The 13,433-nt window shown below is 68.3% G+C and carries 14 protein-coding genes; 10 read left to right on the top strand and 4 right to left on the bottom strand.

The annotated features are described in order from the left end of the window. Window positions 1-39: 39 nt before the first annotated feature. Window positions 40-591: a cupin domain-containing protein gene (locus DEQ67_RS03525; protein ID WP_006600623.1), complete on the bottom strand. Its 552-nt coding sequence runs from the start codon at window positions 589-591 to the stop codon at window positions 40-42. A 159-nt stretch (window positions 592-750) separates the two neighbouring features. Between DEQ67_RS03525 and aspS the strand changes: the two genes are divergently transcribed. The 6 genes from aspS (at window position 751) to DEQ67_RS03495 (ending at window position 5,257) form a co-directional block, all read left to right on the top strand. Next, a complete protein-coding gene (gene aspS / locus DEQ67_RS03520) occupies window positions 751-2,055 on the top strand; it encodes an aspartate--tRNA(Asn) ligase (protein ID WP_115891354.1) in 1,305 nt (434 codons plus the stop codon). Between the two features lie 350 nt (window positions 2,056-2,405). Further along, on the top strand, window positions 2,406-2,825 hold the full coding sequence (locus DEQ67_RS03515) for an SHOCT domain-containing protein (RefSeq protein ID WP_115860327.1): 420 nt from the start codon (window positions 2,406-2,408) through the stop codon (window positions 2,823-2,825). A gap of 54 nt (window positions 2,826-2,879) precedes the next feature. Beyond that, on the top strand, window positions 2,880-3,713 hold the full coding sequence (locus DEQ67_RS03510; RefSeq protein ID WP_004064999.1) for a pantoate kinase: 834 nt from the start codon (window positions 2,880-2,882) through the stop codon (window positions 3,711-3,713). A 55-nt stretch (window positions 3,714-3,768) separates the two neighbouring features. Then, window positions 3,769-4,521 (top strand): 4-phosphopantoate--beta-alanine ligase, encoded by a 753-nt coding sequence (locus DEQ67_RS03505; protein ID WP_115860329.1) that lies wholly within the window; start codon window positions 3,769-3,771, stop codon window positions 4,519-4,521. A 46-nt stretch (window positions 4,522-4,567) separates the two neighbouring features. Beyond that, window positions 4,568-5,068, top strand: coding sequence for a hypothetical protein (locus tag DEQ67_RS03500; protein ID WP_223173880.1), 501 nt, complete (start codon window positions 4,568-4,570; stop codon window positions 5,066-5,068). Window positions 5,069-5,125: 57 nt separating this feature from the next. Beyond that, window positions 5,126-5,257 (top strand): hypothetical protein, encoded by a 132-nt coding sequence (locus tag DEQ67_RS03495; protein ID WP_004044263.1) that lies wholly within the window; start codon window positions 5,126-5,128, stop codon window positions 5,255-5,257. A gap of 42 nt (window positions 5,258-5,299) precedes the next feature. Here DEQ67_RS03495 and DEQ67_RS03490 read toward each other — a convergent pair whose 3' ends face one another. Continuing rightward, window positions 5,300-6,373, bottom strand: a complete 1,074-nt coding sequence (locus tag DEQ67_RS03490) for a molybdopterin-dependent oxidoreductase (protein WP_115891355.1) — start codon at window positions 6,371-6,373, stop codon at window positions 5,300-5,302. Between the two features lie 99 nt (window positions 6,374-6,472). Then, window positions 6,473-7,453: a glutathione S-transferase family protein gene (locus DEQ67_RS03485; protein ID WP_115891356.1), complete on the bottom strand. Its 981-nt coding sequence runs from the start codon at window positions 7,451-7,453 to the stop codon at window positions 6,473-6,475. A gap of 250 nt (window positions 7,454-7,703) precedes the next feature. On the opposite strand from DEQ67_RS03485, the gene DEQ67_RS03480 reads away from it, so the two are divergent. From DEQ67_RS03480 to DEQ67_RS03470, 3 genes are read left to right on the top strand one after another with little or no spacing between them, the layout of a single operon-like run. Next, window positions 7,704-8,738, top strand: coding sequence for a thiamine pyrophosphate-dependent dehydrogenase E1 component subunit alpha (locus tag DEQ67_RS03480; protein ID WP_004065025.1), 1,035 nt, complete (start codon window positions 7,704-7,706; stop codon window positions 8,736-8,738). Further along, complete coding sequence (locus tag DEQ67_RS03475; protein WP_115802234.1) at window positions 8,735-9,745, top strand: alpha-ketoacid dehydrogenase subunit beta; 1,011 nt, start codon at window positions 8,735-8,737, stop codon at window positions 9,743-9,745. Before DEQ67_RS03480 ends, DEQ67_RS03475 begins: the two co-directional genes overlap by 4 nt. Further along, complete coding sequence (locus DEQ67_RS03470) at window positions 9,746-10,759, top strand: NAD(+)/NADH kinase (RefSeq protein ID WP_008605292.1); 1,014 nt, start codon at window positions 9,746-9,748, stop codon at window positions 10,757-10,759. It abuts the gene before it with no gap. 54 nt (window positions 10,760-10,813) lie between these two features. Here DEQ67_RS03470 and DEQ67_RS03465 read toward each other — a convergent pair whose 3' ends face one another. Then, window positions 10,814-12,334 carry a 2-oxo acid dehydrogenase subunit E2 gene (locus tag DEQ67_RS03465; protein ID WP_115802232.1) on the bottom strand — a complete coding sequence of 507 codons (1,521 nt, stop codon included), beginning with the start codon at window positions 12,332-12,334 and terminating at the stop codon, window positions 10,814-10,816. A 90-nt stretch (window positions 12,335-12,424) separates the two neighbouring features. On the opposite strand from DEQ67_RS03465, the gene DEQ67_RS03460 reads away from it, so the two are divergent. Then, window positions 12,425-13,348, top strand: a complete 924-nt coding sequence (locus DEQ67_RS03460; protein ID WP_004065032.1) for a sulfide-dependent adenosine diphosphate thiazole synthase — start codon at window positions 12,425-12,427, stop codon at window positions 13,346-13,348. Window positions 13,349-13,433: the final 85 nt, after the last annotated feature.

The raw sequence follows: 13,433 nt of genomic DNA, 5'->3' as shown, positions 1-13,433 counted from the left end.
CAGCGCCGGAGCCGTCGCCGCGACCGCGCGCGGCCGGTTTCACTCCTCGGTCGTCGGTTCGCCGTCCCAGTAGTCTACGGCGGCGTCCCGCGGGAAGTAACCGTGGAGCGTTCGGGCGTCGCCGTCGCCGCCGGGCGGCGCGCCGCAGAACACGCCGACTTTGTCGGAGTCGGGATAGACGGTCACGTCGGGGTGGTTCATCGTCGAGAGCGCGAGGTATCGGAGCGGTTCGTCGCCGTCGTTCTCGATTTGCCTGGCGTAGTCGGCCCCCGCGGGGAGCGCGACGTAGGTGTCCGGTTCGAGGTCGAGGTCGGCCGCGCCCTCGCGCGTCCGGAGCGTGCCCGACCCCGAAAGGACGTACAGCGCCTCCTCGTTGCCCTCGTGGTAGTGCGTCGGCCACGGCCGCTTGTCGGGCGGCACTTCGTAGAGCGAACAGCCGAGGTCGCGGCCGCCGGCGCGGTCCGCGAGTCGCTTCCGGCGGAACGCAAAGCGGTCCCCGCGCCCGCGTTCGGCCCAGTCGAGGTCGGCGGCGCGAGCGGCGGTCGGTGCCGGGTCGGGCGTCGATTCTGCGTCGGGTGGGTCGGGAGCCATACCGGAGCGACGTGCGCCTCGGACTAAGTACCGCGGTGCCGACTACCACGCGAACTCGTGGCTCGGTTTCGCCCCGACGCGCGTGAGAGTGGACGGTCGAACGCCTCCGAGCGAGGCGAAGACACGATGTTTAAGACGAACGGTCGGGAACCACGTCGTATGCGAAACCGAACGTACACGGCCAACGCCGAGCCCGGTGACACGGTCACCGTCGCCGGCTGGGTCCACGAAGTCCGTGACCTCGGCGGCATCGCGTTTCTGATTCTCCGGGACACCTCCGGCAAGATTCAGGTCAAGTTCGAGAAAGACGAGATGGACGACGACCTCGTCGAGACGGGTCTGGGCGTCCACCGCGAGAGCGTCATCTCCGTGACCGGCGAGGTCGACGAAGAGCCGCGCGCGCCGACGGGCGTCGAAGTCACGCCCGAGAGCCTCGACGTCATCGCCGAGGCCGAGGCGCAGCTCCCGCTCGACCCCTCCGGTAAGGTCGACGCCGAGCTCTCGACGCGCCTCGACAACCGCACGCTCGACCTCCGCAAGGACGAAGTGAAGGCAATCTTCGAGATTCGCGCCGAGGTCCAGCGCGCCGTCCGCGACACGTTCCGCGACCTCCGCGCGACCGAAATCAACACGCCGAAAATCGTCGCCACGGGGACCGAGGGCGGCACCGAACTGTTCCCCATCACCTACTTCGGCCAAGAAGCGTTCATGAACCAGTCGCCGCAGCTGTTCAAACAGCTGATGGTCGGCTCCGGACTCGAACGCGTCTTCGAGGTCGGCCCCATCTTCCGCGCCGAAGAGCACAACACGCCCCGCCACCTCAACGAGGCGACTTCCATCGACTTCGAGTCGGCGTTCATCGACCACACGGAAGCGATGGACGTGTGTGAGGCCGTCGTCACGGCCGCCTACGAGGCGGTCGAGGAGAACTGCCAGGACGAGCTCGAAGCGCTCGGTCTCGAAGACGAGTTCGAAGCGCCGTCCGGCGAGTTCCCGCGGCTCACCTACGAGGAGGCCATCGAGCGCATCAACGCGACGGGCGAACTCGACGAACAGCTCGTCTGGGGCGACGACCTCCCCACCGAGGGCGAGAAGGCGCTCGGCGAGGACGTCGGCGAGCACTACTTCATCACCGACTGGCCCAGCGAAATCAAGCCGTTCTACATCAAGGACCACGACGACGACGAGACGCTCTCGACGGGCTTCGACATGATGCACCCGAACATGGAGCTCGTCTCGGGCGGCCAGCGTGAACACCGCTTCGACCACCTCGTCGCCGGCTTCGAGCAGCAGGGGCTCGACCCCGACGCGTTCGAGTACTACACGAAGATGTTCAAATACGGCATGCCCCCGCACGCCGGCTTCGGGCTCGGCGGCGAGCGGCTCATCATGACGATGCTCGGACTGGAGAACATCCGAGAAGCTGTGCTGTTCCCGCGAGACAGACAACGCCTGAGTCCGTAGACGAAGGCGTTTCTTCGAGTGGGTGCTCGTCGGACGAACGACGTGAGTCCGACGGTGTTCCCGCGCGACCGGCAGCGCCTGTCGCCCTAGGCGACGGCGCAACACGAGCGCGGGAGCCGGGAGCGGCTTTGCCGCGACCGAGTTCCCGCGCGATCGCCAGCGTCTGAGCCCGTAAGGGCGAAGACGTGGCGAGCCAACGAGACGAGCGCACGCGAGTCTCGTCGGACCGCCAGCGCCTGTCGCCCTAGGCGACGGCGCACCCCGCCGACGCGACCCCATTTTTGCGAAACAGTCGTTAGCTCGCGGATACGTTAGAGCACTATGTACGACCGTCGTCGCGGGGGAGACCGATGACCGACGCGGCCGACGACGAGGACTCGGCGCTCGAAGAACTGGTCGCCGGCGTCGTCATGGCGCTCATCTTTCTGGTCGGCTTCGGCCTGCTCGCGCTCGGGGAGTGGTGGTTCTGGATCGTCTTCCCGGTCGGCTTTGCGGGCGTGCTCCCCGCCGCACTCGCCCTCGTCCGCATCTACGAGTCCCGCCGCGGCGACGACGCGTCCGAGTCGATGACGACCGAGACCGAAGACGCGCTCGAAACGCTCCGGCGGCGCTACGCGACCGGCGAACTCGCAGAGGAGGAGTTCGAGGCGAAAGTCGAGCGACTGTTGGAGACGGAGACGGTCGCGGACGCCCGGGAGTCGATGGCCTCGCGGCGACGCGAAGGCAAAGCGGGCGAGACGGAGCGGGAGACGGCGTTCGACCGCGACTGACGCGGACGCGACGAAACGCAACACCGTTAACCGACCCCCGTCGTAGAAACACCGATGAGCGACGACGCGACGGCGTTCGTGCCCGGGCACGTGACGGGGTTTTTCAGCGCCCACCCCGACGACGACCCGGCGGTCGCCGGCTCTCGCGGGGCGGGGCTGACACTCTCTCACGGCGTCTCCGTGACGGTCGAACCGGCACCGGTGACGGCGATCACTCTCGACGGCGAAGCGGTCGAGATGCCGCCGGTCGTAGGCGTGCTTCGAGCGCTCGGTGTGACCGCCGCAGTCGACGCGGAGAGCGAATTACCGCTCGGCGCGGGGTTCGGCGTCTCGGGTGCGATGGCGCTCGGAACGGCACTCGCGACCAACGCCGTCTTCTCGTGTGGCCGGTCGGAGAACGAACTCGTCACGGTAGCCCACGAGGCAGAGGTTCGAGCGGGGACCGGCCTCGGCGACGTAGTGGCGCAGGCCCGTGGTGGGATGCCTCTCCGCATCGACCCCGGGGCACCGCGACACGGATACATGGACGGGATTCCCGCACGCCCACACATCGAGTACGTCACCTTCGGTGGCCTCTCGACGGCCGACATCATCGGTGGCGACACGAGCACGCTCACCGCCGCCGGCGAGGCGGCACTCGACGCACTCGCGGAAGAGCCGACGGTGGAGCGATTCCTCGCCGAGTCACGGCAGTTCGCACGCGACGCCGGCCTGCTCACCGACCGTGTCGAGACGGCCATCGCAGACGTGCGAGACGCCGGTGGTGACGCGGCGATGGCGATGCTCGGCGAGACGGTGTTCGCCGTCGGAACGGGCCTTTCGGACGCCGGGTACGACGCCGAGCGATGCCGCATCCACCCCGCGGGGTCGACGCTCGACTCCGCGTGAGTTCCGCGTCGGAGATGAGAAAACGTGTTACTGCCGCGGCGACGACCCACCACCAATGAGCGACATCGAGATTCCCGAGAGCCACCCGAGATACCAGTCGCTTCTCACCCGCCACCGCATCGAGGAGGGCGTCGAGAAGGGTATCACGAGCCGGCAGGGACTCATCGCGCAGGGGCGCGGCGAGGCGTTCGACTACCTCCTCGGCGAGCGGACGCTTCCGAGCTCGGACGAGGCGGCGCGGGCGGCCGCGGCGCACCTTCTGCTCGCGGACCAGCCGGTCATCTCCGTCAACGGGAACGTCGCGGCGCTCTGCCCCGGCGAAGTCGTCGACCTCGCCGCCGCCGTCGACGCCGACATCGAGGTGAACCTGTTCAACCGCACCGACGAGCGCATGCGGGCCATCGCGGCCCACCTGCGCGACCACGGCGCGGACGAGGTGAAGGGGCTCACCGCCGACGGGCGGATTCCGGGTATCGACCACGAGCGCGCGAAGGTCGACGCCGACGGCATCGGGAGCGCCGACGTGGTGGTCGTTCCGCTGGAGGACGGCGACCGGGCCGAGGCGCTCGGTGCGATGGACAAAGTCGAAATCGTCGTCGACCTCAACCCGATGTCGCGGTCGGCGCAGGTCGCCACGGTCCCCATCGTGGACAACATCATGCGCGCGGTTCCGAACATCGCGGCTCACGCCCGCGACCTGCGGGGCTCCGGCGCGACACGCGAGGAACTGGAAGCTATCGTCGCTGACTTCGACGCCGACGCCGCCCTCGACGCGGCCGAGCGGGCGATTCGCGCCGGCGACGAGTGAAGACAGGGAGCAAGGCTATTTGCTGAGCGACACGAGATGTGTCGATATGGACCGTCAGCGAGCCCTCGCAGTCGTGATGGCGGTCGTCGGTTTCGGAGCCGTCGTCGCCGGCATCCATCAGGAACTGCTCCACGTCGCACCCGGATACGACGGGACGATAACGACGGGATGGGGCGGCCGACTCAACCACGAGGAGTACCTGCTGGCGCGGCTCGGGGGCGTCGGTGTCGTCGGGACGCTGGCCGCATTCCGGTGGAAGTACGCCGCGGTTCTCCCCGTAGCAGTCGGTGGAGTCGAAGTCGGCTATTCGCTCGTGGCCGTGTCCCACTACGTCCGGGAGCCGGGACTCTACACCACGGTCCAGACGTTCGACGGGACGACGCGACTTATCCTCGGGGCGGAGCCGTTCTTGCTCGTCGCCGGCGGCCTCCTCTTCCTCGGTGCCGGCGTCGTCGCGTGGCGAACTCACGGCGAACGCGCCGCGACTGTACGAGGGTTCACCGACGCGGGACGAAAACAGCATCTCGCGGGATTCCGCGATGAGTGATGACCAGCGACCCCGCCCACAGGAATTATTTTCACGTTGACAAGAATAGCGGCCAGTATGACCACCTCCGATTCGAGCGCGCCCGACGAAGGCGAGGCGACGAACGCGTCGACCGACGACACGACCGACGAGGCCGAGAAGACGATTCTGGACCGCCTCGTCGACGTGCTGTGGATTCTCCCGTGGTGAGGTGAGCCGCTATCCGAGCCCGCTCACCAGCACTGCGAGCCATTATCCGAACCCGCTCACAAGCACCGCGAGCCACTGCGCCGGGTCGCGCCGCCGGCGCACCTCGACCGCATCGACCCACTTGACCCACTGGAACCCGCGGCGGTTCTGCGCGACCAGTCGGAGCGGCGCGCCGTGGCCGTGCGAGAGCGGGTCGCCGCCGACGTGCGTCGCAAGCAGCATCTCGTGGGCCTCCGCGATGGGAAACGACCACCGAAAGCCAGTCACCGACCGGACCGTCACCCACCGCGCCGACGAGTGAACACCGGCGGCATCGAGCGCGTCACCGAGTCTGACGCCGGTCCAGTGCTGCTCGGTGTACCACCCGCTCGTGCAGTCCAAGAGGACCGACCGCGTCTCGTCGGGCGCGAGGTCGGTCCGGTCGAGTTCGAGCGGGCGGTCGACCAGCCCCGCGACCGAAAGCGACCAGTCGGCGGGGTCGACGGGGTCGGGGTCGTCGGCGACCCAACTCGTCACCGGAAAGGCGTCGTTACCCTCGCCCGGTGGGAGCGGCCGCGACCCGGTGAACCGACGGCCGACGCCGCGGAGCGCCCCGACCGTCTCGGTCGCCCGGTAGGTCGCCGCGCCGAAGACGAGTATCGCGCCGTACTGGAGCGCCCGGCGTCGCTCCGCGAAATCGACCCGGCGGGGCGGGCGGAAGCGCGCCCGAAGGTGGACAAAAAGAATCGGGAGCACGAGCAGGCCGAAGCCGATGTGGACGTTGAGAAGCGTCCAGAAGGCGATTCGGACCTCGACGCCGAGCACCCACGCGACGCCGGTACCGAGGGCCGCGAGCGCGACGACCGCGAGAAGCACCGAGAACGCAGTGTGGCGGTCCCGGAGCCGCGAGTCGAGCACCCGGTGGCGGACCCGATAGAGTTTGAAGCCGATGAGCGCGACCAGCGAGAGACCGGCGACGCCGTGGGCGACGAACAGGAGGCCGTTGGCCGGGTGACCGGCCCCGAGGCTCAGCACGCCCGAGAGGGTCTCGAAGACGACGAGCGCGAAGATGGACCAGTCGACCGCCCGCGGCGGCGGTTCGAATCGCCGGAGCGCGCGGGTCGCGCGGCTTGCCATGAGAGATAATAGCGTTTCGAGCGGGAATAGGGTGTCGCGGGAGGCGACGAGACGGAGACGAAACGGAGACGGAGACGAGTGCGAAAACCGAGCGGCGGTTCAGTCGTCGGCCGTCAGCGCCGCCGGGAGGTCGGCCGGGAGGCGGTCGCGATCGTGTTCGGCGTCGAAGTCGAGGTCGGGGCCGACGCCGTAGATGCGCTTGGGGTTGATGTCGCCGTGGCTGACGAAGTAGTGCCGGACGATGTGGTCCATGTTGACCGTCTTTCGGACGCCGGGGAGTTGGTAGAGCTCCTTCGTGTAGTTCCAGAGGTTGTCGTACTCGTGGACGGCCTTCTTGTTGCACTTGAAGTGCGTGTGGTAGACGTGGTCGAAGCGAATCAGCGTCGCGAACATCGCGATGTCCGCCTCGGTGAGCACGTCGCCGGCGAGGAACCGCTGGTCGTCGAGCACCTCGTCCCAGTGGTCGAGCGCGTCGAACAGTTCCTCGACGGCCTCCTCGTAGGCCTCTTGGGTGGTTGCGAACCCGGCGCGGTAGACGCCGTTGTTGACCGGCTCGTAAATCTCGTCGATGAGGCGGTCGACCTCCTCCTCGTAGCCGTCGGGGTTGAGGTCCACGTCACGCTCGGCGAGGGGGTCGAACGCCTCGTCGAGCATCCGCATAATCTCGCGGGACTCGTTGTTGACGATGGTCTCGCGCTGTTTGTCCCACAGCACGGGGACGGTGACGCGCCCGGTGAACTCGTCGTCGGCGCGGAGGTAGATGTCGCGGAGGAACTCCTCGCCGTACAGCGGGTCCGGGAGGTCCTCGGAGAACTCCCAGCCGTCGTCGATGCGGACTGGTTCGACGAGCGACAGCGAAATCGCGTCTTCGAGGCCCTTCAGCGCGCGCGTCATCGCGGTGCGGTGTGCCCACGGACACGCGCGGCAGATGTAGAGGTGGTACCGCCCGGCCTCGACCGGGAACCGCTCGTCCTCGCCGACCCAGTTGCGGAAGTCGGTCGTCTGGCGCTCGAACTCGCCGTCTTCGTTGTTGGCGACGAACTTGTCGGTTCGCCACTCGCCTTCGTAGAGCATGTTCATGCTACCACGACCTGGAGTGCTTGCATAGCCGTCCGTTGGGACGTGACCACCAAAAGTGGAGAGGCGACATCGGTGTAACCGGTCGGCTATCAGGGGGCGGCAACGCGCGTCGCCACCACATATCAGAATTTCGTTAGAATCGGCTCAGTTCGGTGTGAGTTGATTATACTATCTGTTCCGCGTGACTAACCCAGTTGCTGTCAGTTTGAGTAAAAGTCATCATAGTTCATGGTAATTGTTGGGTCGTCACATGGTGGTACTAGATATCGAGACGGAGGATGGACAGCGCGAGGCGCTTCGCCGGATGCTCACGATTCGGGCGTTCGACACGAAGGCGGCCGACCTCTTCAGCGACGGCGAACTCCCCGGGTTCGTCCACCTCTACGTCGGTGAGGAAGCGGTCGGGGTCGGCGCGTGTTCGGCCCTCGAATCGGACGACTACATCACGAGCACCCACAGGGGACACGGCCACTGTATTGCGAAGGGACTCGACCCGGACCTGATGATGGCCGAACTGTTCGGGAAGGCCGACGGCTACTGTAACGGCAAAGGCGGGTCGATGCACATCGCGGACGTCGACGCGGGGATGCTCGGGGCGAACGGCATCGTCGGCGCGGGGCCGCCGCTGGCGACGGGGGCCGCGCTCACGTCGCACCTGAAGGGCGAAGACACCGTCGCGCTGGCGTTCTTCGGCGACGGCGCGGTCGCGCAGGGACAGGTCCACGAGGCCATCAACCTCGCGGCGACGTGGAGCCTCCCGGCGGTGTTCCTCGTCGAGAACAACCAGTACGGCGAGGCGACGCCCGTCGAGAAACAGCACAACGTCCAGAACCTCAGCGAGACCGCGGAGGCGTACAACATCCCCGGCTTCACCGTCGACGGGATGGACATCACCGCGGTCTACGAGGCCGTCAAGGAGGCGCGCAAGCGGGCCGCCGACGGCGAGGGACCGACGTTCATCGAGGCCGAGACGTACCGATACCACGGCCACTTCGAGGGCGACCAACAGCCGTATCGGACCGAAGAGGACGTGGCGATTTGGAAGGACCGCGACGCCATCGAGACGTTCAAGCGACGGCTCGTGGACGCGGGGACGATAACCGAAGCCGAGTTCGACGAGATGAAAGCCGAAATCGACCAGCAAATCGAGGACGCCGTCGGGAAGGCGAAAGACGCGGCGTACCCGGACCCGAGCGAGGCGTACGAAGACATGTTCAACGCGGCCGTCCCGGAGATTAGCGACTTTTCGACCGGGATGCGGGCCGACGGGGGTGAGGACCGATGAGCACCGAGACCAGCAGTGGAACCGGCCCGGACCGGACGGAGGAGATGACCATCCGGGAGGCGATTCGGCTCGCCCTCCGCGAGGAACTCGAACGCGACGACGACGTGTTCGTCATGGGCGAGGACGTCGGCGCGTTCGGCGGCGTCTACGAGGTCACGGGCGACCTCGTCGAGCAGTTCGGCGAGGAGCGCGTCCGCGACACGCCCATCAGCGAGGCCGGTTTCATGGGCGCGGCGGTCGGCGCGGCGGCAACCGGGACGCGGCCGGTCGTCGAAATCATGTTCTCGGACTTCATCGGCGTCTGCTCCGAGCAGATAATCAACCAGATGGCGAAGAACCGCTACATGTTCGGCGGCAAGACGGAGATGCCCGTCACCGTCAGAACGACGGAAGGCGGCGGGAGCGGCGCGGCCAGCCAGCACTCCGGGACGATTCACACGTGGTTCGCCCACTTCCCCGGCGTGATGGCCGTCGCGCCCGCGACGCCGGCGTCCGCCAAAGGACTCCTGAAGTCGGCCATCCGGTCGGACGACCCGGTCATCGTCTTCGAGAACAAGCAGATATACGAGCAGAAGGGCGAAGTGCCGCTGGACGACGAGTTCACTATCCCAATCGGCACCGCGAGCGTCGAGCGCGAGGGCGAGGACGTGACCGTCGTCGCCACCCAGCGCATGGTCGGTGAGTCGGTCGAACTCGCGGAGGAACTCGCGGGACAGACGAGCGTCGAGGTCATCGACCTCCGGTCGCTCTACCCGATGGACACCGAGACGCTGGTCGAGAGCGTGAAAAAGACCGGCCGCCTCGTCATCGCCGACGAGAGCCCGCTGTCGTACGGGACCCACGCCGAGGTGGCGACGCGCGTCATGGAAAACGCGTTTTACAGCCTCGACGCGCCCATCCAGCGGGTCGGCGTCGCAGACGTTCACATCCCCTTCAGCCCCGCGCTCGAAGAAGAGGTGCTCCCCCACGGCTCCGACGTGGAAGCCGCAATCAACCGCATCGTGTAAGTGACGACCACTATCGGACTCGTCGTCAACCCCGCCGCCGGCCGCGACATCCGCCGACTCACCGGCGGCGCGAGCGTCAGTAACAACTACGCGAAACGCCGCACCGCGGGCTGCGTCCTCGCGGGGCTGACGCTCGTCGACGACGCGGAGGTACTCGTCATGCCCGACAACGCGGGCCTCGCCGGCCGTATCGTCGACGACGCGCCCGACGAAATCGGCGTCGAGTTCGTGGACATGACGGTCACCGCGTCGGGTCAAGACAGCCGAACGGCCGCGGCCCACTTCGCGGAGCACGCCGACGCCGTCGTCGTCCTCGGCGGCGACGGCACGACGCGGGACGTGGCCCAGACCATCGACGACGTGCCGGTCGTGAGCATCTCGACGGGGACGAACAACGTCGTCCCGACGCCCGTCGACGGCACCGTCGCGGGCGCGGCCGCCGCGCTCGTCGGGAGCGGAGCAATCCCCGCCGCGGAGGCGACCACGCGCCACGGAACCATCGAGGTCGATGTCGTCCGGTCCGAGGAGACGACGGTCATCCGCGGCCTCGCCACCGTCGGCGTCCTCGACCGCCCCTTCGTGGGCACGCGGGCGATTCTCGACCCGAGCGACATCGTCGGCGGCGTCGTCTCGCGGTCGTCGCCCGCGGAAATCGGCCTGTCGGGTATCGCCGGCGGTCTCGTCACGCACCGACCGGACGAACCCGGCGGCGTCGGCTTCCGACTGGCCCGTGGCGGCGAGAGCGGAGCGACAAGCCCGGCAACGACGGTCAGAGCGATTACCGTCCCCGGACGCCTCTCGACGGTCGACGTAGCCGAACACCGCGTCCTCGACGACGGCGAGGGCTACGCGTTCGAGGTGGACCGCGGGGTGATAAGCGTCGACGGCGAGCGCGAACGCGAGGTGCGAAACGGAACCGTCCGCCTCCGCCCGGTAAGCGACGGCCCGCGACTGGTCGACGTCGAGGCGGTCCTCGAACGGGCGGCCGACGACGGGCGCTTCAGACTCGGGTGAGCCGGCGGCCCCGACTCGAACCGGCCTGACCGACCAGTTCGGCCCCCGGTTTTTTCACCGTCCGCCGGCGGCGATGACGAGCGGCCACGGGTTCTCGACGTGTTCGACGAGCGTGCCGAGCATGCGGGCGGCGTCCGCCCCGTCGACGATGCGGTGGTCGAACGACAGCGAAAACGAGATGACCCGCCGGACGGCCACGTCGCCGTCGTCGGTCGGCACGGCCTCCCGGCGAATCGTGTTGACGCCGAGGATGGCGACCTGCGGCGGGTTGATGACCGGGTCGAACGACTCGACGCCGAGGACGCCGAGGTTCGAGACGGTGAACGTCCCCCCCGAGAGGTCGTCCATCGTGAAGTCGCCCGACAGCGCCCGCTGGGTGACCTCGGCGCGGGTCTCGGCGAGTTCGGAAAGCGACAGCGAGGCCACGTCGCGGACGACCGGTGCGATGAGCCCCTCGTCGACGTCGACCGCGATGCAGACGTTGTGTTCCCCGTGGAGTCGGTGGACGCCGTCCTCGAAGGTCGCGTTGAACTCGGGGTGCTCGTCGAGCGACGCCGAGAGCGCGAGGAGCAGGACGTCCGTTATCGACACGTCCACGCCGAGAGCGTCGTCGGCGGCGTTCGCCGCGGCCAACAGTTCCTCCGCGTCGGCGCGGCGGTCGACCGTGACGTGGACCGCCTCGCGGTAGCTCTCGCCGAGGCGGTCGGCGATGGTGCGGCGCATCCCGGATAGCGGCCGCTCCGTTTCGGCCGGTTCGCTCGCGGCAGTCGCGTCAGTCGCAGCGGTCGTGGCGGCTCCGGCGGCCGACGAGTCGGTCGCCGCCGCGGTCGCGCCGCCCGCCGCCCGCACGTCGGACTCGGTGATGCGGCCGTTCTGTCCCGTCCCCTCGACGGCCTCGATGTCGACGCCGAGTTCGCGGGCGAGGCGGCGGGCGCTCGGCGGGGCGAACACGCGCTTTTCGGCCGCGGTCGCGGTCGCGGTTCCGGCGTCGTCGGCCTCGGCAGGCGTCGCGGAGTCGGCCGCGGTTTCCACGTCGCTCTCGGTGATTGCGCCCTGCGGCCCGGTGCCTTCGACGGTCGTGAGGTCGACTCCGAGGTCGTCCGCGAGTCGCTTCGCGCGCGGCGACGCGCGCACCTCGCCGTTCTCCGACGCCCCGTCCGACCCGCGCGAGCGCGACTGCGCGACCGACGAAGCGTCCCCGCCGCCGGTCGCCGCCGTCTCCGTCGTCTCGGTCGCCTCGGTCGGGGACGGGTCGACCGCGGAGTCGTCGGTCGCGGCGGGTTCGCTCCCGCCCTCACCGACGCCCGCGTCAGCTTCCAGCCCGGAGATGTCCTCGTCCGCGCCGGCGACGATTGCCAGTGCGCCGCCGGGCGCTGTCGACTCGCCTTCCGCGAGAACGACGCGCCGCAGAACGCCGTCTTCCTTGGCGTCTATCTCCGCGGTCGTCTTCTCCGACTCGATTTCGGCGATTGGATCGCCCTCGGTGACCTCGTCGCCCTCCGAGACGAGCCACGCCGAAAGCTCGCCGGACTTCATCTCCAACCCCAGTTTGGGCATTTTGACTACGTACGCCATGACAGTAACATACACAATAGTCCGTGATATATCTAGGTCGCCGCGTGCGCGACCACCAGATTTTACTACTAGGTGGTACCACTAGATAGTATGTCGTTCGACGGCTTCACCGACGCGACGGAAGCACAGGTCACGCGCGCGATTTCGGACTCGTGGATGGAGGAGTTCCGCGAGCGCACCGACACGGAGGTCATCGTCGTCGGCGGCGGCCCCTCCGGGCTCGTCGCGGCCAAGGAACTCGCCGAGCGCGGCGTCGACGTGACAATCGTCGAGAAGAACAACTACCTCGGCGGCGGCTTCTGGCTGGGCGGCTTCCTCATGAACAAGGTGACCGTCCGCGACCCGGCCCAGCGCGTCCTCGACGAACTCGGCGTGCCCTACGAGGAGAGCGACGAGGCCGAGGGGCTGTACGTCGCCGACGGCCCGCACGCCTGTTCCGCGCTCATCAAGGCCGCCTGCGACGCCGGCGCGAAGATACAGAACATGACCGAGTTCACCGACGTCGTCCTCCGCGAGGACGACCGCGTCGGCGGCATCGTCATGAACTGGACGCCGGTCCACGCGCTCCCGCGCGAACTCACCTGCGTCGACCCCATCGCGGTCGAGTCCGACCTCGTCCTCGACGCGACCGGCCACGACGCGGTGGTCCTCTCGAAGCTCTCCGAGCGCGGCGTCCTCGACGTGAACGGCATCGAACACGCCAAGGAACACAACACGGGCATGGACAAGACCGCCGACGGCGAGTACGGCGCGCCCGGCCACGACTCGCCCGGCCACGACTCGATGTGGGTCTCGGAGAGCGAAGACAGCATCGTGGACGCGACGGGCGTCGTCCACCCCGGCGTCGTCGCCTCCGGCATGGCCGTCGCCACGGCCCACCACCTGCCGCGCATGGGGCCGACGTTCGGTGCCATGCTGCTCTCCGGGCGTCAGGCGGCGCAGTCCTGTCTCGACGAACTCGGCCGCGACGCGCCCGAGGTGAGCATCTCCGGTCCCGCGCCGGCCGACGACTGACCGCCTCCCGGCGGTCCGACTGTCGGTTCCCCCGACGCCTCTGACACTTGTTCTGGGTCGCTCCCGACCCAGTCCGACCCAATCC

Origin of the sequence: Haloferax sp. Atlit-48N (assembly GCF_003383015.2) — an archaeon.
Classification (GTDB): Archaea; Halobacteriota; Halobacteria; order Halobacteriales; family Haloferacaceae; genus Haloferax; species Haloferax volcanii.
This window is presented reverse-complemented; position numbering and strand designations above follow the sequence as displayed.

What these genes read in the sequence shown, in the direction of transcription:
- DEQ67_RS03505 (WP_115860329.1), top strand. Translation starts at nt 3,769, where the DNA reads ATGAGCGACATCGAGATTCCCGAGAGCCACCCGAGATACCAGTCGCTT.
- DEQ67_RS03480 (WP_004065025.1), top strand. Translation starts at nt 7,704, where the DNA reads ATGGTGGTACTAGATATCGAGACGGAGGATGGACAGCGCGAGGCGCTT.
- DEQ67_RS03460 (WP_004065032.1), top strand. Translation starts at nt 12,425, where the DNA reads ATGTCGTTCGACGGCTTCACCGACGCGACGGAAGCACAGGTCACGCGC.
- DEQ67_RS03485 (WP_115891356.1), bottom strand. Translation starts at nt 7,453, where the DNA reads ATGAACATGCTCTACGAAGGCGAGTGGCGAACCGACAAGTTCGTCGCC.
- DEQ67_RS03525 (WP_006600623.1), bottom strand. Translation starts at nt 591, where the DNA reads ATGGCTCCCGACCCACCCGACGCAGAATCGACGCCCGACCCGGCACCG.
- DEQ67_RS03490 (WP_115891355.1), bottom strand. Translation starts at nt 6,373, where the DNA reads ATGGCAAGCCGCGCGACCCGCGCGCTCCGGCGATTCGAACCGCCGCCG.
- DEQ67_RS03475 (WP_115802234.1), top strand. Translation starts at nt 8,735, where the DNA reads ATGAGCACCGAGACCAGCAGTGGAACCGGCCCGGACCGGACGGAGGAG.
- DEQ67_RS03500 (WP_223173880.1), top strand. Translation starts at nt 4,568, where the DNA reads ATGGACCGTCAGCGAGCCCTCGCAGTCGTGATGGCGGTCGTCGGTTTC.
- DEQ67_RS03465 (WP_115802232.1), bottom strand. Translation starts at nt 12,334, where the DNA reads ATGGCGTACGTAGTCAAAATGCCCAAACTGGGGTTGGAGATGAAGTCC.
- DEQ67_RS03510 (WP_004064999.1), top strand. Translation starts at nt 2,880, where the DNA reads ATGAGCGACGACGCGACGGCGTTCGTGCCCGGGCACGTGACGGGGTTT.
- aspS (WP_115891354.1), top strand. Translation starts at nt 751, where the DNA reads ATGCGAAACCGAACGTACACGGCCAACGCCGAGCCCGGTGACACGGTC.
- DEQ67_RS03515 (WP_115860327.1), top strand. Translation starts at nt 2,406, where the DNA reads ATGACCGACGCGGCCGACGACGAGGACTCGGCGCTCGAAGAACTGGTC.
- DEQ67_RS03495 (WP_004044263.1), top strand. Translation starts at nt 5,126, where the DNA reads ATGACCACCTCCGATTCGAGCGCGCCCGACGAAGGCGAGGCGACGAAC.